Source organism: Microbacterium paludicola (assembly GCF_039529675.1).
Taxonomy (GTDB): Bacteria; Actinomycetota; Actinomycetes; order Actinomycetales; family Microbacteriaceae; genus Microbacterium; species Microbacterium paludicola.
The window spans coordinates 25885-48827 of record NZ_BAAANG010000014.1; the positions used below are offsets into that span (position 1 = coordinate 25885).

Annotated in this window: 19 protein-coding genes and 2 pseudogenes; 9 read left to right on the forward strand and 12 right to left on the reverse strand. The window is 70.7% G+C overall.

The window, feature by feature from the left end; genetic code table 11:
- Positions 1-33: 33 nt before the first annotated feature.
- Positions 34-1392 carry a DNA repair protein RadA gene (radA, locus tag ABD161_RS07480; protein WP_344001162.1) on the forward strand — a complete coding sequence of 453 codons (1359 nt, stop codon included), beginning with the start codon at positions 34-36 and terminating at the stop codon, positions 1390-1392.
- 97 nt (positions 1393-1489) lie between these two features.
- Here radA and ABD161_RS07485 read toward each other — a convergent pair whose 3' ends face one another.
- From ABD161_RS07485 to ABD161_RS07515, 7 genes and pseudogenes are all read right to left on the reverse strand, one after another.
- Positions 1490-1903 (reverse strand): dehydrogenase, encoded by a 414-nt coding sequence (locus ABD161_RS07485; RefSeq protein ID WP_135115478.1) that lies wholly within the window; start codon positions 1901-1903, stop codon positions 1490-1492.
- Between the two features lie 241 nt (positions 1904-2144).
- A pseudogene (locus ABD161_RS07490) lies at positions 2145-2849 on the reverse strand (manganese catalase family protein); the annotation flags it as partial.
- Between the two features lie 119 nt (positions 2850-2968).
- Complete coding sequence (locus ABD161_RS07495) at positions 2969-3268, reverse strand: DUF7882 family protein (protein ID WP_344001165.1); 300 nt, start codon at positions 3266-3268, stop codon at positions 2969-2971.
- Between the two features lie 77 nt (positions 3269-3345).
- On the reverse strand, positions 3346-4014 hold the full coding sequence (locus tag ABD161_RS07500) for a hypothetical protein (RefSeq protein ID WP_344001169.1): 669 nt from the start codon (positions 4012-4014) through the stop codon (positions 3346-3348).
- 94 nt (positions 4015-4108) lie between these two features.
- On the reverse strand, positions 4109-4627 hold the full coding sequence (locus ABD161_RS07505; RefSeq protein WP_344001172.1) for an amino-acid N-acetyltransferase: 519 nt from the start codon (positions 4625-4627) through the stop codon (positions 4109-4111).
- A 50-nt stretch (positions 4628-4677) separates the two neighbouring features.
- A complete protein-coding gene (locus ABD161_RS07510; protein ID WP_344001175.1) occupies positions 4678-5751 on the reverse strand; it encodes a Gfo/Idh/MocA family protein in 1074 nt (357 codons plus the stop codon).
- A gap of 39 nt (positions 5752-5790) precedes the next feature.
- Complete coding sequence (locus ABD161_RS07515; RefSeq protein ID WP_344001177.1) at positions 5791-6948, reverse strand: Gfo/Idh/MocA family protein; 1158 nt, start codon at positions 6946-6948, stop codon at positions 5791-5793.
- Between the two features lie 115 nt (positions 6949-7063).
- Between ABD161_RS07515 and ABD161_RS07520 the strand changes: the two genes are divergently transcribed.
- Complete coding sequence (locus ABD161_RS07520) at positions 7064-8065, forward strand: LacI family DNA-binding transcriptional regulator (protein WP_344001179.1); 1002 nt, start codon at positions 7064-7066, stop codon at positions 8063-8065.
- A gap of 70 nt (positions 8066-8135) precedes the next feature.
- Here ABD161_RS07520 and ABD161_RS07525 read toward each other — a convergent pair whose 3' ends face one another.
- Positions 8136-10661 (reverse strand): ATP-dependent Clp protease ATP-binding subunit, encoded by a 2526-nt coding sequence (locus tag ABD161_RS07525; RefSeq protein WP_135115484.1) that lies wholly within the window; start codon positions 10659-10661, stop codon positions 8136-8138.
- Positions 10662-10859: 198 nt separating this feature from the next.
- Here ABD161_RS07525 and ABD161_RS07530 point away from each other — a divergent pair, with 198 nt between their 5' ends.
- Genes ABD161_RS07530 through ABD161_RS07540 form a run of 3 tightly spaced genes read left to right on the forward strand, consistent with a single transcriptional unit; the run spans position 10860 to position 12294 of the window.
- Positions 10860-11465, forward strand: coding sequence for a hypothetical protein (locus ABD161_RS07530; RefSeq protein WP_344001181.1), 606 nt, complete (start codon positions 10860-10862; stop codon positions 11463-11465).
- Positions 11462-12070 (forward strand): hypothetical protein, encoded by a 609-nt coding sequence (locus ABD161_RS07535; protein ID WP_344001183.1) that lies wholly within the window; start codon positions 11462-11464, stop codon positions 12068-12070. Before ABD161_RS07530 ends, ABD161_RS07535 begins: the two co-directional genes overlap by 4 nt.
- Complete coding sequence (locus ABD161_RS07540; RefSeq protein ID WP_135115487.1) at positions 12067-12294, forward strand: helix-turn-helix domain-containing protein; 228 nt, start codon at positions 12067-12069, stop codon at positions 12292-12294. The genes ABD161_RS07535 and ABD161_RS07540 overlap by 4 nt, the downstream gene beginning before the upstream one ends.
- A gap of 6 nt (positions 12295-12300) precedes the next feature.
- On the opposite strand, the pseudogene ABD161_RS07545 reads toward ABD161_RS07540, so the two are convergent.
- Both ABD161_RS07545 and ABD161_RS07550 read right to left on the reverse strand, forming a co-directional pair.
- A pseudogene (locus tag ABD161_RS07545) lies at positions 12301-13220 on the reverse strand (NADP-dependent oxidoreductase).
- Positions 13221-13300: 80 nt separating this feature from the next.
- Entirely contained in the window at positions 13301-15079 is a 1779-nt protein-coding gene (locus ABD161_RS07550) for a cation:proton antiporter (protein WP_344001186.1), read from the reverse strand.
- 74 nt (positions 15080-15153) lie between these two features.
- Between ABD161_RS07550 and ABD161_RS07555 the strand changes: the two genes are divergently transcribed.
- A complete protein-coding gene (locus ABD161_RS07555; RefSeq protein ID WP_344001188.1) occupies positions 15154-16209 on the forward strand; it encodes an LLM class flavin-dependent oxidoreductase in 1056 nt (351 codons plus the stop codon).
- 136 nt (positions 16210-16345) lie between these two features.
- Here the strand turns inward: ABD161_RS07555 and pheA are convergent, their stop codons facing one another.
- Together pheA and ABD161_RS07565 are read right to left on the reverse strand one after the other, a co-directional pair.
- Positions 16346-17299 carry a prephenate dehydratase gene (gene pheA, locus ABD161_RS07560; protein ID WP_344001190.1) on the reverse strand — a complete coding sequence of 318 codons (954 nt, stop codon included), beginning with the start codon at positions 17297-17299 and terminating at the stop codon, positions 16346-16348.
- A gap of 40 nt (positions 17300-17339) precedes the next feature.
- Complete coding sequence (locus tag ABD161_RS07565) at positions 17340-18014, reverse strand: TetR/AcrR family transcriptional regulator C-terminal domain-containing protein (RefSeq protein WP_344001192.1); 675 nt, start codon at positions 18012-18014, stop codon at positions 17340-17342.
- 69 nt (positions 18015-18083) lie between these two features.
- On the opposite strand from ABD161_RS07565, the gene ABD161_RS07570 reads away from it, so the two are divergent.
- The 3 genes from ABD161_RS07570 (at position 18084) to ABD161_RS07580 (ending at position 22901) form a co-directional block, all read left to right on the forward strand.
- Positions 18084-18740 carry a DUF4386 domain-containing protein gene (locus ABD161_RS07570; RefSeq protein WP_344001194.1) on the forward strand — a complete coding sequence of 219 codons (657 nt, stop codon included), beginning with the start codon at positions 18084-18086 and terminating at the stop codon, positions 18738-18740.
- A 77-nt stretch (positions 18741-18817) separates the two neighbouring features.
- Positions 18818-20476 (forward strand): phosphoglucomutase (alpha-D-glucose-1,6-bisphosphate-dependent), encoded by a 1659-nt coding sequence (pgm, locus tag ABD161_RS07575; RefSeq protein WP_344001196.1) that lies wholly within the window; start codon positions 18818-18820, stop codon positions 20474-20476.
- Positions 20477-20498: 22 nt separating this feature from the next.
- Entirely contained in the window at positions 20499-22901 is a 2403-nt protein-coding gene (locus ABD161_RS07580; protein ID WP_344001198.1) for a hypothetical protein, read from the forward strand.
- Positions 22902-22943 lie beyond the last annotated feature (42 nt).

Consider the following 22943-nt stretch of genomic DNA (forward strand, 5'->3'; position numbering starts at 1 on the left):
ACGGATGTCCGAACCCCCGCCTACGCTGGGACCATGGCCAGCAAGCGATCCGCCCCCGCCGCGTACAAGTGCACCGAGTGCGGCTGGACCGCGGCCAAATGGGTCGGGCGCTGCGCCGAGTGCCAGCAGTGGGGAACGGTCGTCGAGGCCGCCGAGCAGACGGGCATCACGCGCCGCCTCGACCCGATGATCCCCACGTCGGCCGCGAAGCCGATCACGCAGATCGACACGACCGAGGCACCGCGACGCCCGAGCGGCGTGGGCGAGTTCGACCGCGTGCTCGGCGGCGGCATCGTGCCGGGCGCGGCCATCCTGCTCTCGGGCGAGCCCGGTGTCGGCAAGTCGACGCTGCTGCTCGAGGTGGCCGCGCGCTCCGCCGCCGAGGGACGACGCGTCCTCTACATCAGCGCCGAGGAGTCGCCCGCGCAGGTGCGGATGCGCGCCGAGCGCACCGGAGCGCTGCACGACGAGCTCTTTCTCGCCAGCGAGACGGATCTGGCGACCGTGCTCGGGCAGATCGACTCGGTCTCACCGCAGCTGGTGATCGTCGACTCGGTGCAGACCGTCTCCTCCTCGCTGTCGGACGGCGCCGCGGGCATGCCCGGTCAGGTGCGGGAGGTCGCGTCGACGCTCATCCGGGTCGCGAAGGATCGCGGGCTGCCGATCATCCTCGTCGGCCATGTGACCAAGGACGGCCAGATCGCCGGCCCGCGCCTGCTCGAGCACCTCGTCGACGTCGTCTGCCAGTTCGAGGGAGACCGGCAGACAGCGCTGCGCTTCGTGCGCGCCCTGAAGAACCGCTTCGGCCCGACGGATGAGGTCGGCTGCTTCGAGATGACCGGCGACGGGATCATGGAGGTGCCGGATCCGAGCGGGCTCTTCCTGTCACACGGATCGCCCGAGCCGGGCACGTGCGTCGCCATCGCGCTCGAGGGCCGCCGGGCGATGCCCGTCGAGGTGCAGGCCCTCACCATCCCGTCGAGCGCGCCGAACCCGCGCCGCATCGTGCACGGCGTCGACTCGTCGCGCGTGGCGATGGTGCTCGCGGTGCTCGAACGCCGGGCCGGGGTGAAGACGAGCGACCTGGATGTGTACGTCTCGACGGTCGGCGGCGTCCGGTTCACCGAGCCCGCCGCGGATCTCGCCATCGCCGTCGCCGTCGCCGGTTCCGTGCTTCACTGGTCGACGCCGCGGGACATCGCGGCCGTCGGGGAGCTCAGCCTGGCCGGTGAAGTGCGCCCCGTGTCGGCCGCGGCGCAGCGGCGCAGCGAGGCCGCCCGGCTCGGCTACGACCGGGTGATCGACGACCGCTCGGGCAAGTTGCGCGCCGCGCTCGACGACGTGCGAGCCCAGGGAAAGCTGCGAGCGCTCGAGGACGTTCCGCAGTTCTGAGGGCTGGCTTCGACTCGCTTCGCTCGCTCAGTGCGGCGCTCGCTTCGCTCCGTTTCGACTCGCTCCGCTCGCTCAACGACCAGAGGGGGGGCGGCCGCTACTCGCCGAGCTCGAGGGCGGCAAGCAGCTCCGCCGGTGAGGCCTGCATCGGGTGCGGGCCGGCGATGTCGAGGAACACCGTCGTGATCGTGTCGCGGTGCTTCGTCAGGAACGAGCGCAGCCACACCGGCGAGTACAGCCCGATCCCGGGAGGCAGGTTCTGTGGCTTGTTCTTCGCGTCGCTGAACAGCAGCAGCGCGACGTCCCCGCTCTGCGGGTCACGGTACGTCCACACCTCGCCGCCGTCGAGCGGATCGTCGCGCTTTCCCGGCTTCAGGAGGGGGACGACGGTGTTCCCGTTGCGCAGCGCCAGGGCGACCGCGGCCATGTCCTGTCGCTCGAGCGCCTGAGCAAGCGCCTCGGAACGGAACTCGATGTCGGGGGTCTTCTTCGTGCGCTTCCTGGCCACCATCTGTTCAGCCTACGGCTACGCACATCTAATGATCCGGCCAGCCGGAATCAAGCATTCTGTCAGCTTCGAAAAACCCGGATTGATACTCTTGTCATGCCCGTTCGGGTGCGGCATCGGTGGGGACTGGTGGATCACCGCACCTCTCGAAGCAGGTTTGTGCGTAGCACTCTGGGGACCTGCGCGGGACGACGTGAAAGGCCCGGAGCGACGCTCCGGGCCTTCTGCGTATCCACGCCCCGGGTCACTCCTTGTTGAGCTTGTCCTGCATCGCGCCCGCCGCCTTCTCGACGGTGTTCGGCAGCTCCGTCGTCCCGTAGAAGCGCGCATCCGGATGCGTCGGCGCCGGCATCGGCGCACTCGTCGTCGGCCCGTCGTGGTAGCTGAACTCGCCCTTGCCGTCCGGCGTCGGCCCGCTCGCCCACGAGCCCTCGGCCGCCGCAGCACCGTCGCTGAAGTTCAGGTACTGGTACGCCACCTCGCCGTGCTCCTTCGACTTCGGGAAGTTGCTCGGCACGGGCAGCTCCTCCGCACCCTCGGCCTTCAGTTCCTCGATCGCCGCGAGCCACTGGTTCTGGTGCATCGTGTCGCGAGCGATCAGGAAGGCGAGCAGATCCCTCACGCCCTTGTCGTCGGTCATGTGGTACAGCCGCGCCGCCTGGAGCCGGCCCTGCATCTCGCCGTTCGCGTTGGCGGTGAAGTCGGCGAGCAGGTTGCCGCTGGCCGTGATGTAGCTGCCCTGCCAGGGGTTGCCGTTGCTGTCGACCGGGCGTGCGCCCGCGCCGGCGACGATCGCCTGCTGCACGTCCGTCCCGCCCACGACGGCCGCGACGACCGGGTCATCCTGCACCGCGTCATCCGTGATCCCGAGCGGCGACTTCTCCAGCAGCTGGGCGATCATGATCGCGAGCATCTCGACGTGCCCCATCTCCTCGGCGCCGATGCCGAACGTGTCCTTCTCGCCCGTGGGGGGCGTCTCACTGGTTGATGGACGTCCAGTGAAAGCGCCCCTGTCCACCGCAGACCAGACGGTGGACAGCCGAAGAAGCGGGTGCGACTACGCGCGATTCAGGCTTCGAGCCGCTCCGGCACGAGCGTGATGCCGCCGAGCAGGTTCGCCGACTCCGCCAGCTCCTCCAGCCACTGCGGGTTCAGCTCGGGACGCTCGCTCTCCTCGAACGTGAAGCGCAGCGGGATGGTGGCACTGAGCCAGACCGTGCTGCGCCCGGTGCCGTCCTCATGCTGAAGCGACAGGGTGAACGCTTCGTTCCGCCGCAGCTTGGCGATGATGACCGCCTTCAGATGCGCGAGCGCGCGGTCATTGATATCCATCGGCGTTCCCTGCGAACCGTAGTAGAGAGTGCCCATACCTCCACCGTACGAAGACGCGGCACCGATTACCACCACTGTGACGCTCCCGCTGTCCGGGAGATGGCCCAGGCCGGTCAGCGCAGGAAGAACTGCGCCGTCGTACTGCCCTTCACGTCGCCGATCTCGACATTGAGGTGGTACGCGGCTCCGCCCCGGCGGGCGCGCGGCCGGTTGTCCTCGCCGCAGGTCGACGGATCGGACCGCGTCTGGTCCCAGGTGAGCGGCTCGGCGCTCTGCACGGTCTGCCCGGCGGCGAGCGTGACGACCATGTCGCTCGGCTCGCTCTGGCAGTCGGTCGAGCGCCACCATGTGTCCTTGCCGCTCGTGATCACGAAGCGCTGCTTGGACGTGCCGACGTCGAGGGTGCAGTCGACGGACCCGGTGTTCGTCAGCTTCATGCCGAGCGTCACGGGCTTCGTCTCGAAGGTCTCGCCGTGCACGATGGGCACCAGATCGATGACCTCGGGATCGCAGGGCTGCGGCTTCGGCGGATCGGTCGACGTCGGCGTCGGGCTGGGCGCCGGCGACGTCGGAGCGCTCGCGGTGGGGGTCGGCGCCGTGACGACCGTCGAGGTCGTCGGCTCGGGTTCGGGCTGCGCCAGGATGTCGGCGAGTCCGCGCCAGGGCTGGGCGATCACGAGCCAGGCGACGCCCGCGATCACCAGCAGGGCGAGCAGCAGCACGGCGATCCGGCGCCGCCGGTACACGGCGGGCGAGTGTCGACGAGGCGGCTTGGCTCCCACGCCTCCAGGGTAAGCGGGGGTTCCTGAACGCCCCCGGCGGCGCGCGCTCGGGGCGGCGTCTCCGGCGCCGCGCCCCACCGCGCGCGGGTCCGCGTCAGAGCAGCTTCAGCATGCGCGTGTTGCCCAGGGTATTGGGCTTCACGTGCGCGAGGTCGAGGAACTCGGCCACACCCTCGTCACGACTGCGCACGAGCTGCGCGTAGACATCCTGATCCACGACCTGCTCGCCGATCTCGGAGAAGCCGCGTCGCGTGAAGAAGTCGACCTCGAAGGTCAGGCAGAACAGGCGGCTGAGACCCAGCTCACGGGCGCGGAGCTCGAGACCCTCGACGATGGCGCGACCGACGCCGCGGTGAAGCCACTCAGGATCGACGAGCAGGGTGCGGATCTCGCCGAGGTCCTCCCATATCACGTGCAGGGCGCCGCAGCCGATGACCCGGCCGTCCGCCTCGGCGACGAGGAACTCCTGCGTCGCCTCGTACAGGACGACGAGATCCTTGCCGAGCAGGATGCGCTGCTGCACGAGCGGCTCGAGCAGCCGGTGGACGTGGACCATGTCGCTCGCGCGGGCGGGGCGCACCCGGAAGTCCAGGGCGGTCGCGGTCTCGGTCACGCACTCAGCCTACGGGCGCCGTCCTGAAACCCCGGTGAGCGGTGCCGCGACTACGGCGCCAGGACGCGAGCCCCCTGCTGGGCGCGCACGCTGAGCTCGGCCGCCTTGAACGCGTGCTCCTGCGTCATCGCCGTCTCGGTGCGGTCGAGGCAGTCGCGGATCAGCTGCCCGAAGAACGGGTATCCGACGCTGCCGTCCGCGACGAGGTGATGCTCGCCCGCGCCGTCGACGAGGAACACATGCCCCGGCCCCTCGCCGGTGGCGACGTTCACGTACTTGCGCAGCTCGATGTAGCCCTCGGTGCCCAGGATGAACGTGCGCCCGTCGCCCCAGGTGCTGAGGCCATCCGGTGTGAACCAGTCGACGCGGCAGTATCCGCTTGCGCCCGTGTCCATGACGATGGACGCCTCACCGAAGTCGTCGAGGCCCGGGTGCTCGGGGTGGTGGAAGTTGCCGATCGCCGAGTAGGCGACCTCGGCATCGGTCGCCCCGGCGAAGTGGAGCATCTGCTCGAAGTTGTGGCTGCCGATGTCGCACAGGATGCCGCCGTAGCGCTCCTTGTCGAAGAACCATTCGGGCCGTCCGGTGCCCAGGCGGTGCGGACCGAGGCCCTGCACCTGGATGACCCGCCCGATCGCGCCGCGGTCGATGAGCTGCCCCGCGAGCACCGCCGCCTCGACGTGGATGCGCTCGGAGTAGTAGACGGCGTACTTCAGCCCGGTGGCCTCGGTCGCCGCGCGCGCGGCATCCAGCTGCTCGAGGGTCGTGAGGGGCGCCTTGTCGGTGAAGTAGTCCTTGCCCGCGTCGATGACTCGGAGTCCCAGGGCGCACCGTTCCGAGGTCACGGTCGCGCCGGCGACGAGGCGCACCTCGGGGTCGTCCAGCACCTCCGCCTCGCTGCGCGCGACGCGCACGTGCGGGAACTTCGCGGCGAACGCCTCCACCTTTGCCGGGTCGGGGTCGTAGACCCACCTCAGGGTCGCGCCTGCCGAGGCGAGCCCCTCGGTCATCCCGTAGATGTGACCGTGGTCCAGCCCCACCGCGGCGATGACGAACTCGCCCTCCTCCACGACGGGGGCGGGGATGGGGTCGGGCGCGTACTGGGCGCCGCTTGCGTTGCTCATGTGCTGCTCCTGCTCTCCGTCATCCTGTCCGGTCACCGCTCAGGTGCCGCTGCCGCCGACGATGATCTCGCCGGGGAGATCGGCGACCGACGACGTCTTCTCAAAGAAGTGCGGCGCCCGCTGCGTGAGCGTGCCCGTCCGGTAATAGGGGTCGTCGGATCGCAGCGGCAGGTCGACGGTGCGGCGCTCGATTCCCGCGGCGTAGATCGCGGTCACGAGTTCCACGGCGCGACGCCCGTCCTCGCCGTCGATCGCCGGAGGTCGGCGGTCGCGCACCGCCGCCAGCATGTCGCCGATCTGGCCCGGGTGTCCCTCGTGTGGGAGAGGCGCATGGCCGGCGGCGAGCGCCTCGATCCGGTCGACGAGGTCGGGGTTTCCCTCCGGCAGCGGGAAGCCGTTCGCGCCCGAGGTGGACGCCACGACCTTCCACGGCTGCGAGACGCGGGCACCGCGGGCCTGGACGACGATCGCCTGCTCCTCGCCGTGGTGCACAACGGAGCTGGTCACCTCTGCCAGCGCCCTGTCGTACTGCAGTACGGCGACCGACAGGTCCTCGACCTCCGCGTTCTCGTGCTGAGTGTTGGCGAGCACGGCGGTGACGGCGCGGGGCGAGCCGAGCATCCACAGCGTGAGGTCGAGGTGGTGGATGGCGTGGTTCAGCGTGCATCCCCCGCCCTCCGACTCCCACGTCCCGCGCCACCAGAGGTCGTAGTACGGCAGGCCGCGCCACCATGCAGAGCTGACCTGCACGTGCGAGACGGGGCCGGCGAGCCCGGAGTCGAGCACCTCCTTGAGCGTCGCCATGTCGTCGCGGAAGCGGTTCTGCGCGACGACGGAGAGCATCCGCCCGTTCTCGGCGGCGGCCGCGATCATCGCGTCGCACTCCTCCAGCGAGGGCGCCATCGGCTTCTCGACGAGCACGTCGACCCCCGCGCGCAGGGCCCGGATGGTCAGCTCGGAGTGGGTGGCGGGCGGCGTCGCGATGCTGACCAGGTCGAGCCGCGCGGTGGCGAGCATCTCGTCCAGGTCGTCGTACGCCGTCGCCGCGTCGAGGCCGAGATCCCTGCCGCGCGCCGCGGCCTTGCCCGCCACGGCGTCGTGGAGGGCGACGATCTCGCACTCCTCGGGGAAGCGCCGGTAGCCGTCGACATGCGCCTCGGCGATGTTCCCGACGCCGATGATCCCGACTCTCAACATGCCGTCTCCCTTAACGCGTCGAGCTGTCGATCACGTCCCCGCGGTGGGATAGTGATACGTACCACCTGATCACTCTGGAAGAGACGGGCATCGCGTGTCAAGAGAGGAGCCGCGGATGAGCGGATCGGCTGCCCCGACGAGCCGCGATGTCGCCCGCGCCGCCGGCGTCTCGCAGACGACGGTCTCGTACGCCCTCACCGGCCAGGGGAACATCTCGACGGCGACTCGCGCTCGCGTGCTCGAAGTCGCCGAGGCGATCGGCTATCGCCCCAACCTCGCGGCCCGCTCGATGCGCACCCGCCGCTCGGGACGGGTCGCGGTGATCATGGGATCCGCCGTCGACACGCACATGCGGCTGCTGGCCGGCGCCATCGACGTCGCCCGCGAGGCCGGATTCGTCGCCGAGACCCTGCACGCCGACGGCAGCCCGCAGGATCGCGTCGAGCGCATCCGGGAGCTGGCGTCGGGCGGGCAGTACGAGGGAATCCTCACCGTGGCGCCGCTGCCGGACGACGCGAGCGCTGCCGACTCGCCGTGCGTGGTCGTGTCGGCCGCGACATTCGACGACGAGCTGCGCAGCGTCGGGGCGCTCGCGGACGCGACCCAGGTCGCCACGCTGATCGAGGCCCTCGCCCAGGCCGGGCACCGCCGGTTCCTCCACGTCGCGGGGGCCGAGCAGTATGCGTCGGCCCGCGCGCGCCGCAGCGTCTATCTCGAGACGATCGAGAGGCTCGGCCTCGAATCGCTGGGCGTGGTCGGCGGGTCGTGGTCTCCCGAGGCCGGACGCACGGCGATCCTCGACCTACCCGACGACGCGCGCCCGGTCGCGGTGATCGCCGCGAACGACCACGTCGCCATCGGCGCCATGCGGGGAGCCGGCGAGCGCGGCTGGGCGGTGCCCGGAGACCTCGTGGTGACCGGATGGGACAACAACGTGTTCGGCGCGTACACGTCGCCGTCGCTGACGAGTGTCGACGTCGACTTCCGGGAGGCGGGCCGACGCGCGATGCGCGCGCTCCTCACGGCGATGGGGCGGCCGCAGTCGCCTCAGGAGACCGGATCGCTCCATCGCATCGTCTGGCGGGAGTCGACGGGACGCGTGTCGCCGCACGGCTGATCCGCCCGCATCCCCAGCCACGACGAAGGGGGCGACGCCCGCAGGCGCCGCCCCCTTCGTATGCGAACCGTCAGTTCGAGTTCGCCGCGATGTCCGGCGTCGCCGCGATCGCACCGGCGGTGTTCACGCCGACCGCGACCTTCTCGCCGCGGGGAGCGTTCTCGAACACGAACTTGCCGTCCTCGACGTCCACCTTGATGTGGTGTCCGCTCTCGAGCAGGCCGTTCAGGATGCGCTCCGACAGGCGATCCTCGACCTCGTGTTGCATCGCGCGACGCAGCGGGCGGGCGCCGAGGGCCGGGTCGAACCCGATCTCGATCAGACGCTCCTTGGCGGCCTGCGACAGCTCGAGCGTCATGTCGCGGTCGAGCAGGCGCTCGTTCAGGCGCTTCGTGAACAGGTCGACGATCTGGATCAGCTCAGGCTTCGACAGCTGCGGGAACACGATGATGTCGTCCACGCGGTTGAGGAACTCGGGCTTGAAGTGACGCTTCAGCTCCTCGTCGACCTTGCCCTTCATCCGCTCGTACGTCGTGGTCGTGTCACCCTCGACCTGGAAGCCGACCGGACCACCGGCGATCGCCGACGAACCGAGGTTCGTCGTCATGATGATCACGGTGTTCTTGAAGTCGACGACGCGGCCCTGACCATCCGTCAGCCGACCCTCCTCGAGGATCTGCAGCAGCGAGTTGAAGATGTCGGGGTGCGCCTTCTCGATCTCGTCGAACAGCACGACCGAGAACGGCTTGCGACGCACCTTCTCGGTGAGCTGGCCGCCCTCCTCGAAGCCGACGAACCCGGGAGGGGCACCGAACAGACGCGAGACGGTGTGCTTCTCACCGAACTCCGACATGTCGAGCGAGATGAGCGCGCCCTCGTCGTCGAACAGGAACTCGGCGAGCGCCTTGGCGAGCTCGGTCTTTCCGACACCCGTGGGGCCGGCGAAGATGAACGAGCCCGAGGGACGCTTGGGGTCCTTGAGGCCGGCGCGCTGACGACGGATCGTCTTCGACAGGGCGGCGATCGCCTCCTCCTGGCCGATGACGCGCTGGTGCAGCGCCTTCTCCATGAAGACGAGGCGGCTGGTCTCCTCCTCTGTGAGCTTGAACACCGGGATGCCCGTCGCCTGGGCGAGGACCTCGGCGATCAGGCCCTCGTCGACCGTGGCGGCCGTCGAGACGTCGCCCGAGCGCCACTGCTTCTCGAGGCGCAGGCGCTCGGCGAGCAGCGACTTCTCCTCGTCGCGGAGGGCAGCGGCCTTCTCGAAGTCCTGCTCCTCCGACGCGGCCTCCTTCGCCTCGCGCACCTTGGCGATCTTGTCGTCGAACTCGCGCAGCTCGGGCGGCGACGACAGGATCGACAGGCGCAGGCGGGCGCCGGCCTCGTCGAGCAGGTCGATGGCCTTGTCGGGAAGGAAGCGGTCGCTGACGTACCGGTCGGAGAGGTTCGCAGCGGCGACGATGGCGCCATCCGTGATCTGCACCTTGTGGTGCGCCTCGTAGCGGTCGCGCAGGCCCTTCAGGATGTTGATGGCGTGCGGCAGCGACGGCTCCGCGACGTTCACCGACTGGAAGCGGCGCACGAGGGCCGCATCCTTCTCGAAGTGCTTGCGGTACTCGTCGAGCGTCGTCGCACCGATCGTCTGCAGCTCACCACGGGCGAGCATCGGCTTCAGGATGGACGCCGCGTCGATCGCACCCTCGGCAGCACCCGCGCCGACGAGCGTGTGGATCTCGTCGATGAAGATGATGATGTCGCCGCGCGTGCGGATCTCCTTGGTCACCTTCTTGAGGCGCTCCTCGAAGTCACCGCGGTAGCGGGATCCGGCGATCAGCGAGCCGAGGTCGAGCGAGTAGAGCTGCTTGTCCTTCAGCGTCTCGGGCACCTCGCCCTTGACGATCGCCTGGGCGAGACCCTCGATGACGGCGGTCTTGCCGACGCCGGGCTCGCCGATCAGCACCGGGTTGTTCTTGGTGCGGCGCGACAGGATCTGCATGACGCGCTCGATCTCCTTCTCGCGCCCGATGACCGGGTCGAGCTTGTTGTCGCGCGCGGCCTGCGTCAGGTTGCGACCGAACTGGTCGAGCACCTGCGAGCCGCCCTTGGCGCTGTCGGCCTCCTGGCTGCTGCCGGCGTTGACGCCCACGGGCTCCTTGCCCTGGTAGCCCGAGAGCAGCTGGATGACCTGCTGGCGCACCTTGTTCAGGTCGGCGCCGAGCTTGACCAGCACCTGGGCCGCGACGCCCTCGCCCTCGCGGATGAGGCCGAGCAGGATGTGCTCGGTGCCGATGTAGTTGTGGCCGAGCTGCAGCGCCTCGCGCAGGGACAGCTCAAGCACCTTCTTGGCGCGCGGGGTGAAGGGGATGTGGCCGGTCGGCTGCTGCTGACCCTGGCCGATGATGTCCTGCACCTGCTCGCGGACAGCGTCCAGCGAGATGCCGAGCGACTCGAGCGCCTTCGCGGCGACGCCCTCCCCCTCGTGGATCAGGCCGAGCAGGATGTGCTCGGTGCCGATGTAGTTGTGGTTGAGCATCTTCGCCTCTTCCTGGGCGAGGACGACCACACGACGGGCACGGTCGGTGAATCTCTCGAACATCTCACTCCTCCTAGGCGAGGCCGGCGACGTCGACCCACACCTGGGTCGCGCCGTGGTTCAACGGTAACCAGCGTGAAGGGCCCGCGGTTCGCTGTTCGCCGTGGGCATAGCGCGGGCTCCCGCTGAATCGGCCCTTGACGCGCCCCGAATCCGTCCATATCGTTTCTCGATAACAACGACTATCGTTAAGGAGTTGAGATGGCGCGGCAGTACATCGACCGTGGCGACAGGTTCGCGGGCTGGTTCACGGCCGCGCTGGCCGCGATCGGGGGGATATGGATCGTGGTGCAGGCGGCCCTCCGGATCGCAGAGGTGGTGCGCGGGACGGATGTGCCCGTGCTCGCACCCTTCGCCGGCGAGCACGCCGAGCTCCCGATCGGCCCGGGAGGCTCGCCGGTCACTGTGACCGTCGATCAGGCGGTGATCACGGGGAACGGTCTCGCGCCGATCACCTCGGTCTCTCTGGTCCTCGAGGCCGTCGTCGTCGCGCTGGGCCTACTGGCCGCGCTCGCCTGCCTGGCACTGCTGTGCATCAACCTCGCGCGCGGTATCGCCTTCAGCCGCCCGAACAGCCGGCTCATCCTGATCGGCACCATCGCGCTGCTCGTCACGTGGGCGGCCGGCGGGCTGTTCCGCACGATGGGCGTCAACGGAACGTTCGCCGCGGTGAGCGAGCACTCTTATGACAACGTGGTCTTCGCCGCCGATCTCGGCCCGGCACTCGCGATCCTGGCGCTCGGCATGATCGGCACGGCCTTCGGCGTCGGCGAGCGCCTGCAGCGCGACACGGAGGGGCTCGTATGAGTGCCGTGCAGCGCTCCAGCGCAGCGGATGGCTTCACCGTCATCCTGTGGGGCGCGGCCGCGGCGGTGCTCACCGTCATCTCGGCGATCGCCGACTTCGCCAGCACGTTCACGCCCGACGGGCTCGCCCTCACCATGCGCGTCGACCCCGCGGCGGTGTCGGCCGTCATCGAGAGCACGGCCTTCGCGGTCGCCGGCACCGCGACCGAGATGACCGTCGTGTCCGCCGACGTGAATGCAGTCTCCACCGCCTGCGCGGCCGCATCCATCCTGATCACGGCCCTCGCGCGGCTGATCATCGTCGGGGCCGCCACGCACCTCGCGTGGAGCTTCCTGCGCGGCCGGTTCTTCTCCCCCGCGGTCACGCGCGACCTCTACGTCATCGGCATCGCGGTCATCGCGTGGGGACTCGGCGGAATCCTGTTCGACCGCATGGCCCACAACGGGATGCTGACGGCGCTCGGCGTCGAGGAGACCGAGCCGCTGGACCCGCTGGAGTTCTGGGGGATCACGGGCTACGTGTTCGCCTCCGTGGCGATCGGATTGCTTGCCCTCGCGTTCCGCCGAGGCTTCCAGCTGCAGCGCGACACAGAGGGGCTGTTGTGACGCCGGCGGACGACGAGCCGACGGGCGTGCACTGCCGACTCGACGAGCTGCTCGCCGAGCGGGGGATGACGCTCACCCGGCTGAGCGAGCTCGTCGGCGTGAGCATCGTGAACCTGTCGATCCTCAAGAACGACCGGGCGCGGGCCATCCGGTACTCGACGCTGTCGGCGATCTGCCGTGCGCTCGACTGCGAGATCGGCGATCTGCTGGTGCGCGCCGATTGAGCCGGGTCAGGGGACGATGACGAGCTTTCCGCGCGTGCGGCCCGTCTGGCTGGCGCGGAACGCGTCGGCGACCCGGTCGAGGCCGAACGTCTCGGCGACCTCGACGGTCAGCTTGCCCTCGTCGGCGAGCTGCGCAGCGCGGCCATCGCGGCACCGTCGGGGCGCACCCAGACCCAGGATCCGCCGTGCTCGGCCACGCCCGCCTCGGCGACCGATGCGTGGCGTCCGCCCTCGCGCAGCACGGCCAGCGTGGTCTCGAGCTGCCCGCCAACGAAGTCGGCGACGGCGTCGACGCCCTCGGGGGCAAGGGCGCGCACGCGCTCGGCGAGCCCCTCGCCGTACTCCACCGGCTCGGCGCCGAGGCCTCGAAGGAACTCGTGGTTCGCGGGCGAGGCCGTGCCGATCACGCGCGCACCGCGGGCGACGGCGATCTGCACCGCGATGCTGCCGACGCCGCCGGCGGCCGCGTGGATCAGCACCGTGTCGCCCTCGACCACACCGAGGCGGTCGAGCGTGCGCAGCGCCGTGCCTCCGGCGAGCGGCAGGCCGCCCGCCTGCTCCCAGTTCAGCGTCCGCGGCTTCGGCGCCACCGCCGCCGCGGGCACGGCGACGCGCTCGGCGAACGTGCCGCCCTGCACGACGTCCTTGCGGGCGTAGGCGATCACCTCGTCGCCGACCTCGAACTCCGGCACATCCGGACCGAGCGCCACCACGACGCCCGCGACGTCCCAGCCCGGGATCACGGGGAAGATCGCATCCATCATGGCGTCGAGCCCGCCCGCCATGAGCTTCCAGTCGACGGGGTTCACGCCCGCCGCCCGCACCTCGATCAGCACCGACCCCGGGCCGAGCTTGGGCTCCGGCACGTCCGACACCGTCAGGGTGTCGAGGTCGCTCGAGTAGGCGGGGTAGGTCACAGCGCGCATGGGGCCTCCATCGTTTCCGGATCGGAGTTCTCGGGAACCGCGCGCGTCCGGCCGCTATTCCGACCGGATGCCGCGACGGCTCAGGCGCGGCCGACGTCGCGGATCGCGCCGCGGGTGTCGAGGGCGAGTTCCTCGGCGTCGATCGCGGTCATGATCTCGCGCATCACCTCTTCGCTCAGATTGCCGAGGTCGCGCTCGCGGATCAGCATCTCGCGGCGCGCCTCGAGCCATCCCTTCGACAGGGCGACCAGGTCTTCGTAGGTCGGCTTCTGCGCCGCGGCGTCCGCCGATCCGTCGTGCGATTCGAGCACCTGGCCGGCGCGATCCGTGTCGCGTTCCACGCGCAGCAGCGACTGCGCCATCCGGTCGAACACCTCGGCGCTCTCGGGCCCGTAGCGCTCCTTCCACTCGGTGCGCTGCGCCCGCAGGTACGCCTTTCCGACCTCCTGGCTGCGCTCCCGGATCGCCAGGATCTGCCGCGCATCCAGCTTCCGCTCCTCGTCGGATCCGACGCGCAGCGCCTTGATCAGCGGGGCGAGTGTCAGGCCCTGCAGCAGCAGCGTGCCGACCGTCACGACGAAGGCGACGACGATGAGCTTCTGCACGTGCGACGCGGGCATCGTCCCGCCCGTCAGGTCGGGAAGCGCCGCGGCCATGGCGAGCGTCACGACGCCGCGCATGCCGGCCCACGACAGCACCGCGCGCTCGGGGACGCTCAGCACGGGTTCGAGGATGCGCTGGCGCAGCATCGTCTCGTTGACGTCGACCCCGCGCCGGGCGAGCTGCTCGCGGCGATCCCGCAACATCTTCGCGCGCGGGTCGTCCGGATCACGCCGGTATGCCTCGAGCGAGTGCTTCCAGCGCATGATCTTGATGCCCTGCCACATCCGGCCCCACGCGTAGCTGCCGTAGACGAAGATCGGGCGCATCACGAGCACGATCCCGAACACGGCCGCGGCGAGCGCGATCGTGATCCCCGCATCCGCCGTGCCGAGCTCGCGCACCACGCGGGGGAACTGCAGGCCGATGTACGCGAAGACGAAGCTCTCGAGCAGGAAGTCGGCCGACAGCCACAGCGGCCGCTCCTGCTGCCGCGTCGTGTAGTCGGTGCGGGGCGCGTGGTAGCCGACGAACAGACCCATGGCAACGACCGCGAGCACGCCGGATCCGCCGAGGTGCTCGGCGATCGCGTAGGCGCCGAACGGCACCAGCAGCCCCGCCGTGCCGACGACGACCGGGTCATCCAGGCGCATGCGCAGCTGGTGAAGCACAACGCCGAACAGAAGGCCGATGAGCACGCCGAGCACGACGGCGACGATGAACGACCAGACGCCGTCCCACACGGTGACGGTCGCGCCGGCGACGATCGCCGCGAACACCCGCACCAGGGTCAGCGACGTCGCGTCGTTGATCAGGCTCTCGCCCGACAGCACCGTCATCAGGCGGCGCGGCAGGCCGAGCTTCCGGCCGATCGCGGCGGCCGAGACCGCATCGGGCGGGCCGACGATCGCGCCGAGCAGCAGGCCACCCGCGAGGGTGAGCTCGGGCATGATCCACCAGGCGACGAGCCCGACGGCCAGCGCCGTGCACAGCACGAGCCCGATGCCGAGGCGGCGGATGTGCGGCAGGCTGCGCTGGAATCCCACGAACGACACCTCGAGGGCCGCCGAGTAGAGCAGCGGCGGCAGCGTGAGGTTCAGCAGCAGGTGACCGTCGATGTCGAGCGTCGGCACGGCCGGGATGAGCGAGACCAGCAGCGCCGCGACCGTCACGACAAGGGGCGCCGGCCACCCGCGCCAGCGCGCGAAGGCGCCGACCGCCAGGGCGCCGACGAGCACGTAGAAGATCTCGGCATCCATGCCCCTCAGGCTATCCGCGGCGCCCGTCCCGTTCCCGGGGAATGGGAACGGGACGGATCCGGTTGCGGATGAGGATGAGCGAGTCGATGATCCCTGCCCTGTCCGTCCTCGACCTGGTGCCGGTGCGCACGGGTCAGTCGAGCGTCCAGGCGGTGGCGGCCTCGATGGCGCTCGCCCAGCGCGCCGACGAGCTGGGGTACCGGCGGTACTGGTTCGCCGAGCACCACAACATGCCCGCGGTCGCCTCGACCGCCCCTCCGGTGCTGATCGCCGCGGCGGCGGCGCGCACGTCGCGCATCCGCGTCGGGTCGGGCGGCGTGATGCTGCCGAACCACTCGCCGCTGATCGTGGCCGAGCAGTTCTCGACCCTCGAGGCGATGGCCCCGGGTCGCGTGGACCTCGGCATCGGGCGCGCCCCGGGAAGCGACCCCGTGATCACGCAGCTGCTGCGCCGGTCGGGCACCACGAGCGACGTCGATCAGTTCCCGCAGCACATCACGGACATCCTGAAGCTCGTCAGCGCCGAGGGGGCGACCGTGCGCTTCACGAGCGGCGGCGAGTACAACGTGCACGCGACGCCGGCCGCGACGGGGGTGCCGGAGGTGTGGCTGCTCGGCTCGAGCGACTACTCCGCGTCGCTGGCCGCCGCGTACGGCCTCCCCTACGTCTTCGCGAACCACTTCGCCGGCGAGGGGCTCGAGCGCGCGATGGAGCTGTACCGCTCGCAGTTCCAGCCGAGCGAGCAGAACCCGAAGCCCCGCACCTTCATCACCGCGAACGTCGTCGCCGCCCCCACCGCCGAGGAGGCGGAGGCGCGGGCCCTGCCCCAGCTGCGCCAGTTCGCGCGGCTGCGGACGAACAAGCCGATGCGCCCGCTCGAGACCGTGGACGAGGCGCTGGCGGCAGGATCCGATCCGCTCGAGCAGAGCATGATCGACCAGAACCGCGTGCGCTGGTTCGTCGGCACGGGCCAGGATGTCGCCGCCGGGCTGCGCGAGTTCGCCGCGCGCTACGACGTGGACGAGGTCATGATCTCCCCCTCGGCCGGTGCCTACGAGGGGGAGCCGCTCGACGCCGCGGACGGCCGCGCGCGCACGCTCGAACTGCTCGCGGAGGCGCTGGGCGCGTAAGGCGGGGCTGCCCGGCGCGGGGGCGTCGGTGCGGGGGCGTCGGTGCGGGCAGATAGGTGCCGTGTGCACCTTCTGCCCACCCGAAAGGTGCGTTCGGCACCGGTTTGCGAGCGCCCGACGGCGGGCCGCCGCGGCCTCAGGCGTCGGGCTCGCCCGCGATGAGGCCGCGCAGCCAGTCGCGCGCCTCGACGAAGACCTCGTCCGAGTAGCGGTCGGGGTAGTGCACGACCGCGCGGTCGGCGCGGGGGTACGAGCCGAGGAACACCACATTCGGGCTGAACCGGCGAAGTCCCATCAGCGCGTCGGCCATCCGCTCGTCGAAGATGTGCCCGTCGGCGTCGATCACGAAGCGGTAGCGGCCGAGGGCATCGCCGATGGGGCGCGACTGGATGAGGCTCAGGTTGATCCCGCGGGTCGAGAACTGCTCGAGCATCTCGAGCAGGGTGCCGGCCCGGTCCTCGGGCAGCTCGACGATCACGCTCGTCTTGTCGGCGCCGGTGGGCGCGGGCGGAGCCGTGGGGCCCGTGACGAGCACAAAGCGGGTCACCGCATCCGCGGTGTCGCCGATGCCGCGCGCGAGCACCTCGACGTCGTGGTGCGCCGTGATGCCGGGCGGAGCGATCGCGGCGTCGGCCGGGCTCGAGCCGTCGAGGACCCCGACCGCGCTCGCCACGTTGCTCGCGGCGGGAACGTGCTGGTGCGACGGCAGGTTCGCGCTCAGCCAGCCGAGACACTGCGCGTACGCGACCGGATGCGCGCTCACGAGCTGCACATCCTCGAGCCGCGCGCCCGGCTTGCCGACGAGGACGAACTCGACCGGGACGAGGTACTCGCCGACGATCCGGAGATTCGGGATGCGCGCGAGCGCATCCTGGGCGGTCGAGACGCCGCCGTCGATCGAGTTCTCGATCGCGATCATCGCGGCGTCGCTGCGCCCTTCGGCGACGTCGGCCAGGGCCTCGCCCACGTTGTGCACCGGGCGCCAGACGTGGCCACGCGCCTCGGGCACCTGGGCGAGTGCCGCCTCGGTGAAGGTTCCGGCGGGGCCCAGATAGCTGTACGTGCGGCGTGCAGGAGCGTCCGTCGACATGGACGCAAGCGTATCCGCCGCGAGCCCGGGGCCCGCCACGTCACCGGGCGGCGTCGGAGGCCCACCCGGCGGCGTCGAGCCGCTCGAACGCGTCGAGCAGGATGTCGAGCGCGAACGCGAACTCCTCGTCACTGTCGCACGTCTCGCCCGCGCGCGGTGCCGTCGTGGCCATCCGCACGATCGCCGGGTACCGCGCGGCACACGCCGTCAGCGCGTCCGCCCTCTCGGCGAGGTCGGCGGGAAGCTCGGGCGTGGGAAGCACCTCGCGGGTGAACCCCCACATCCGGACGCTGAGGGCGTGCATCGCGTGGTGAACGAGATCGGCGGAGAGCCCGCCCTCGAACATGAGGGACATCAGGTCGTCCATGTATCCGAGCACCGCGGGCCCCGCGGTCGTGCGGGTCTCGATCGCCGTCTGCGCCCACGGGTGCCGCTGCATCAGGGAGCGGGCCGACAGGATGCGCGCGCGCACCGCGTCGCGCCACGGCACGCCCCGCGGCGCGGCCTCGATGCGCGCCACGACGCCCTCGACCATGCCGTCGATGAGCTGCTCGCGCCCCGCGACGTGCTTGTAGAGCGCCATCGGGGTCACGCCAAGGGAATCCGCGAGACGCCGCATGCTGAGCCCGTCGAGGCCGCCGGCGTCGGCGAGCTCGATCGCCGACGCGATGACTTTCTCCCTGTCGAGACGGATCCTGCTGGCGGCCGTTGACACGTATACACCGTACACCTACACTCGCCATCAAGAGGTGTACGCCGTATACCCCCGCCGGAAGGAGCCGCCATGACCCGCAGCCCGATGCTCTACGCGCGCACTGCCGGAGCGCTCTACCTCGTCACACACGTCACCGCCGTCGGCGCCGCCGCCGCGTATACCGCGCCGGGCACCGTGCGGCTCGGGGTCGCCCTCGAGTTCCTTCTCGCCGTCGGCTGCCTCGGCACCGGCCTGCTGCTCTGGCGGCTGCTCCAGCGGCACGGCCCCGTCCGCGCGGCCGCGTTCGGGACGATGCCCGCGGTGGAGGCCGCGGTGATCCTGGCGGCCTCGGTGCCGATGCTCGCCCTGGCGATCGGAGGATCCCGGGGCACGCCGCTCGGCGACGCGCTCACGCAGATCCACGCCGCCGGGTTCCTCATCGGGCAGGGCCTGATCATCAGCGTCAACACGCTTGTGCTCGGATGGCTGCTGCTGGACGCGCGGGTCGTGCCGCGGGCGCTCGCGGTGCTCGGCCTGGTGGGCGGCGTCGTCGTCCTCACGGGGAACGCCCTCCAGCTGTTCGGCGTCATCCCCCTCGCGGGAGCGATCGCCGGCATCACCGCGGTGCCCATCTTCGCGTTCGAGATCTGGTTCGCTCTGCATCTGCTGATCCGTGGTCTGCACAGCGCGGCGGGCCCTGACGCTCCCGCCGCGGCGGAGCGGATGAGTCCCGCGACCTCGGCGTAACCGCTCGCGGGGAACGGACTGTCAAGGGGGACTCATCGCCTACGCCGCGCGGAGGACGACGTGGGAGACTGTCCGGCATGACGAGCCGTGCCGGACACCCCGCCGAAGCATCCGACCTTGTCGACATCGACGAGCTGATCAACGCGTACTACGACCGGATCCCCGACCCGTCCGTCGCGGCGCAGCGCGTCGCGTTCGGAACGAGCGGGCACCGCGGCTCGAGCCTCAGCACGAGCTTCAACGAGCAGCACATCCTCGCCACGACGCAGGCGATCGTCGACTACCGGGCCGCGCAGGGAATCCAGGGCCCCCTGTTCCTCGGCCGCGACACGCACGCGCTGTCGCTTCCCGCCGAGCGCAGCGCCATCGAGGTGCTGGTGGCGAACGCGGTCGACGTGCGCATCGACGCGCGCGACTCGTGGGTGCCGACCCCGGCCCTCAGCCACGCGATCCTCGCCCACAACCGCGGCCTCGACCCGGCCGCCGGTGAGCGCGCCGACGGGATCGTCGTGACGCCGAGCCACAATCCGCCGGCCGACGGCGGGTTCAAGTACAACCCGTCGCATGGCGGCCCCGCCGACACCGACGCCACCTCGTGGATCGCCGCGCGCGCGAACGAGCTCATCGAGGGCGGGCTCGAGGGCGTCAAGCGCGCCAAGTTCGCCGACATCGACTTCGACGCGATCACCGGATACGACTTCCGCGACGCGTATGTCCGCGACCTGGCGACGATCATCGACATCGATGCGATCCGCAACGCCGGCATCCGCATCGGCGCCGACCCGCTGGGTGGCGCGTCGGTCGAGTACTGGGCGCTGATCGCCGAGCTCTACGGCCTCGACCTCACGGTCGTGAACCCGGATGTCGACCCCACCTGGAAGTTCATGACGCTCGACTGGGACGAGAAGATCCGGATGGATCCGTCCTCCCCCTCGGCGATGGCGTCTCTCGTCGCGAAGCGGGACGAGTACGACATACTGACCGGCAACGACGCGGACGCCGACCGCCATGGGATCGTGACGCCCGACGCGGGCCTGATGAACCCGAACCACTACCTCGCGGTCGCGATCGACTACCTGTTCTCGCACCGCCCCGGGTGGTCGGCCGACGCCGCGATCGGCAAGACGCTCGTGTCGTCGATGATGATCGACAAGGTGGCCGCGTCGCTCGGCCGCACGCTGCTCGAGGTGCCCGTGGGCTTCAAGTGGTTCGTGCCCGGCCTCATCGACGGATCCGTCGCGTTCGGCGGCGAGGAGTCGGCCGGAGCGTCGTTCCTGCGCACCGACGGCACCGTCTGGACCACCGACAAGGACGGCATCCTGCTCTGCCTGCTCGCCGCGGAGATCCTCGCCGTGACGGGCAAGACGCCGTCGCAGCGCTACGCCGAGCTCGAGGCCGAGTTCGGTGCGTCGTCGTACCAGCGCGTCGACGCCCCCGCCACGCCCGAGCAGAAGGCCGCACTCGGCAAGCTCGGCCCGGAGGCCGTGACCGCCACGACGCTCGCGGGCGAGGAGATCACCGCGAAGCTGTCGCACGCTCCGGGCAACGGCGCGGCCATCGGCGGCCTCAAGGTGCAGACCGCGAGCGCGTGGTTCGCCGCGCGCCCCTCCGGCACAGAGGACGTCTACAAGCTGTACGCCGAGTCGCTGCGGGGCGAGGAGCACCTGCGCCAGGTGCAGGATGAGGCCCGCGCCGTGGTGACGGCCGCGCTCGGCGGCTCGACGTCCCCGGCCTGACCTGGGGACGCCTTCGGACCGCATGGGGGACGAACGGGACGACGCCGCACGCGACGCCGAGCACGCCGAGGCGGCGGCCGAGCGGCTCGCCGAGCTCCGAGCGGCGAAGGCGGCAGCGCGACGTGAGATGACCCGGCGACACGTGCTGGCGGGCACCGGCTACTTCGGCGTGCTCGGCGCGGCGCTCGTGCTCAGCGGTCCCTTCCTGCGTGAGCCGGTGTCGCGGTCGATCGATCCGCAGCGGGCGTCCCCCGCGCCGGTGCTCCACGGCGACGGGTTCTCGATCACGACCGAGGGCAAGGGCGTCTCGGTGCTGCTGTCGGATGCCGCGGGCAAACCGGTGCAGCGCTTCCGGGGGTACCGCATCGACCCCGAGACCGAGGTCGAGACCGGCGTCGCGTCCGTCGGCCTGTCGCCGGATGGCGTGCAGGCGCTCGTGATCGACTACGACACCCCCGGCGCCCCGCAAGGCACGTCTGTCCGCGGAACCTTCGCCCCGCGCGGGCGGGTGCTCGAGATCGTGTTCGACATCGCGGCGCCCGGATCTGCGTCGCTGCGCAACGGCATGCTGCGTCGCGAGCCGGTGGACACCTCGTGGGCGCGCGAGAGCGCGACGGGCGTCGCCGTCTGGCAGCGGGATCCGCGCGGCGGCATCCCGTTTCAGGCCGACGCCCGGCTCGTGTATCGCCAGCAGGTTGCGGATGCGACGCTGGCGATCGTCACCGACACGGGGTACACCTCGTGGCGCGACGGGCACCGCCTGCATCTTCCCGGGCTCTCGGTGACGGAGGGCTCGTACCGGGCACGAGCACAGGTGGTGCTCGGTGCCGAGACCCGCCCGGCGATGATCGAGGCGCAGACCGCCGAGCGGCCGTTGGCTGTCGATCTCACCACCGACCGACCGTTCAACATCTGGGACAGCGGCGACGAGCCGCTGGTTGTACGGGCGGCCATCTGGAACGGCGGTCCCGCCCGCTCGCTCACGCTCACGTGGAGCGCGCGCGACTTCGACGGCACGGTGATCGCCGAACGCACGGTGCAGATGCAGGCGGACGCTTCCTCTCCGATCGACGACGAGCTGCGCATCCCCCTCACCGAACGCGGCATGGCGTTCGTCGGCGTCACCGTGCGTGCGGGGACCGACAGCGCATTCGCGCGCACCAACGTCGCCGTCCTGCCACCGCACGAGTTCACCGAGACCGCGGAGACCTCGATGTTCGGCCTCGCCGCCGACTACCTGCTCGACACCGAGGACGAGCGCCGGCTGATCAAGCGCATCGGCGTCCGGCGCAGCCGTCACACGCACTTCACCGTCGAGCAGGCAAAGACCTACGGCTTCACGCAGCACCGCCTCGTCTCGCCCGATCCGGATGCGTACAAGGGCGATGCGCCGGGCCTCGCCCGGTACGTGAAGGGCGTGCTCGACGGGGCCGAGAAGGCGGGCGCCACGCACTACGAGTGCGCCAACGAATGGAACATGCGGGGTGGTGGCCTCCGCAGCGGCGACGGCGCCACCGCGTACGTGACGAAGTGGCTGCGCGCCTTCAGCCGCGAACTGCGCGCGCGCAAGAGCCCGATGGGCCTGCTTCCCGTCGGGCTCGCGGGAATGGACGACGTGTACGCGAAGGCCATGTACGACGCCGGGCTCACGCGCTACACGAAGGCGTTCAACCTGCATCCCGGCCGGGGCAACGTGACTCCCGACTACGCCCCGACATCCGGCGGCTACTGGAACTTCCTGGGCTCGGTGCGCACCGCGCGGCGGATGATGCGCGAGCGCGGGAACGAGGACGGCGAGCTGTGGCTCACCGAGGTCTACGCGCCGACGCGGCCGAACGCGTGGCGCGACGACACGTATCGGCACGCGGCCGAGAACGTCGTCCTGACGGCGGCGCTCGCCCTGTCCGAGAACGTGACGTCACTGCTGTGGTTCCAGCTTCACGACAACGTCAAGGGCCATCCGAACGGCGCGAGCCCCGGCAACCGCGAGTTCCACTTCGGGCTGCTGCTGCGTGACCGCAGCCCGAAGCCGTCGCTTCTCGCGTACGCGAACATCGCCGAGCATCTCGACGGGGCGCGCTTCGCGCGCTGGCTCTCGTTCGAGGACGAGCCGCAGCGTCGCGCGATGCACTTCCACACCCCGCGTGGGCCGCTGGTGATCATGTGGAGCCGCGCCGACGGCCATGCCCTCAACATGGATCCGGCCCGCGACGGCGGATTCTTCCCCGCCCCCGAGCCGTGGGTCGACACCTGGCGGACGAAGGAGAAGGTCGCGCTTCCCGCGCGCCGCGATGTCGTGGAGATCGATGCGATCGGCCGGCGGCGGCGCATCGCCGCCGCCAACGGCACCGTGACGGTCACGCTGGACGGTGCGCCCCGCCTGTACTACGGGCTCGACGTCGACCGGATGCGCCGGAACGGCTGACCCGGATGGGGACAACTCCCCATCCCGGGGATGCCCGCACGT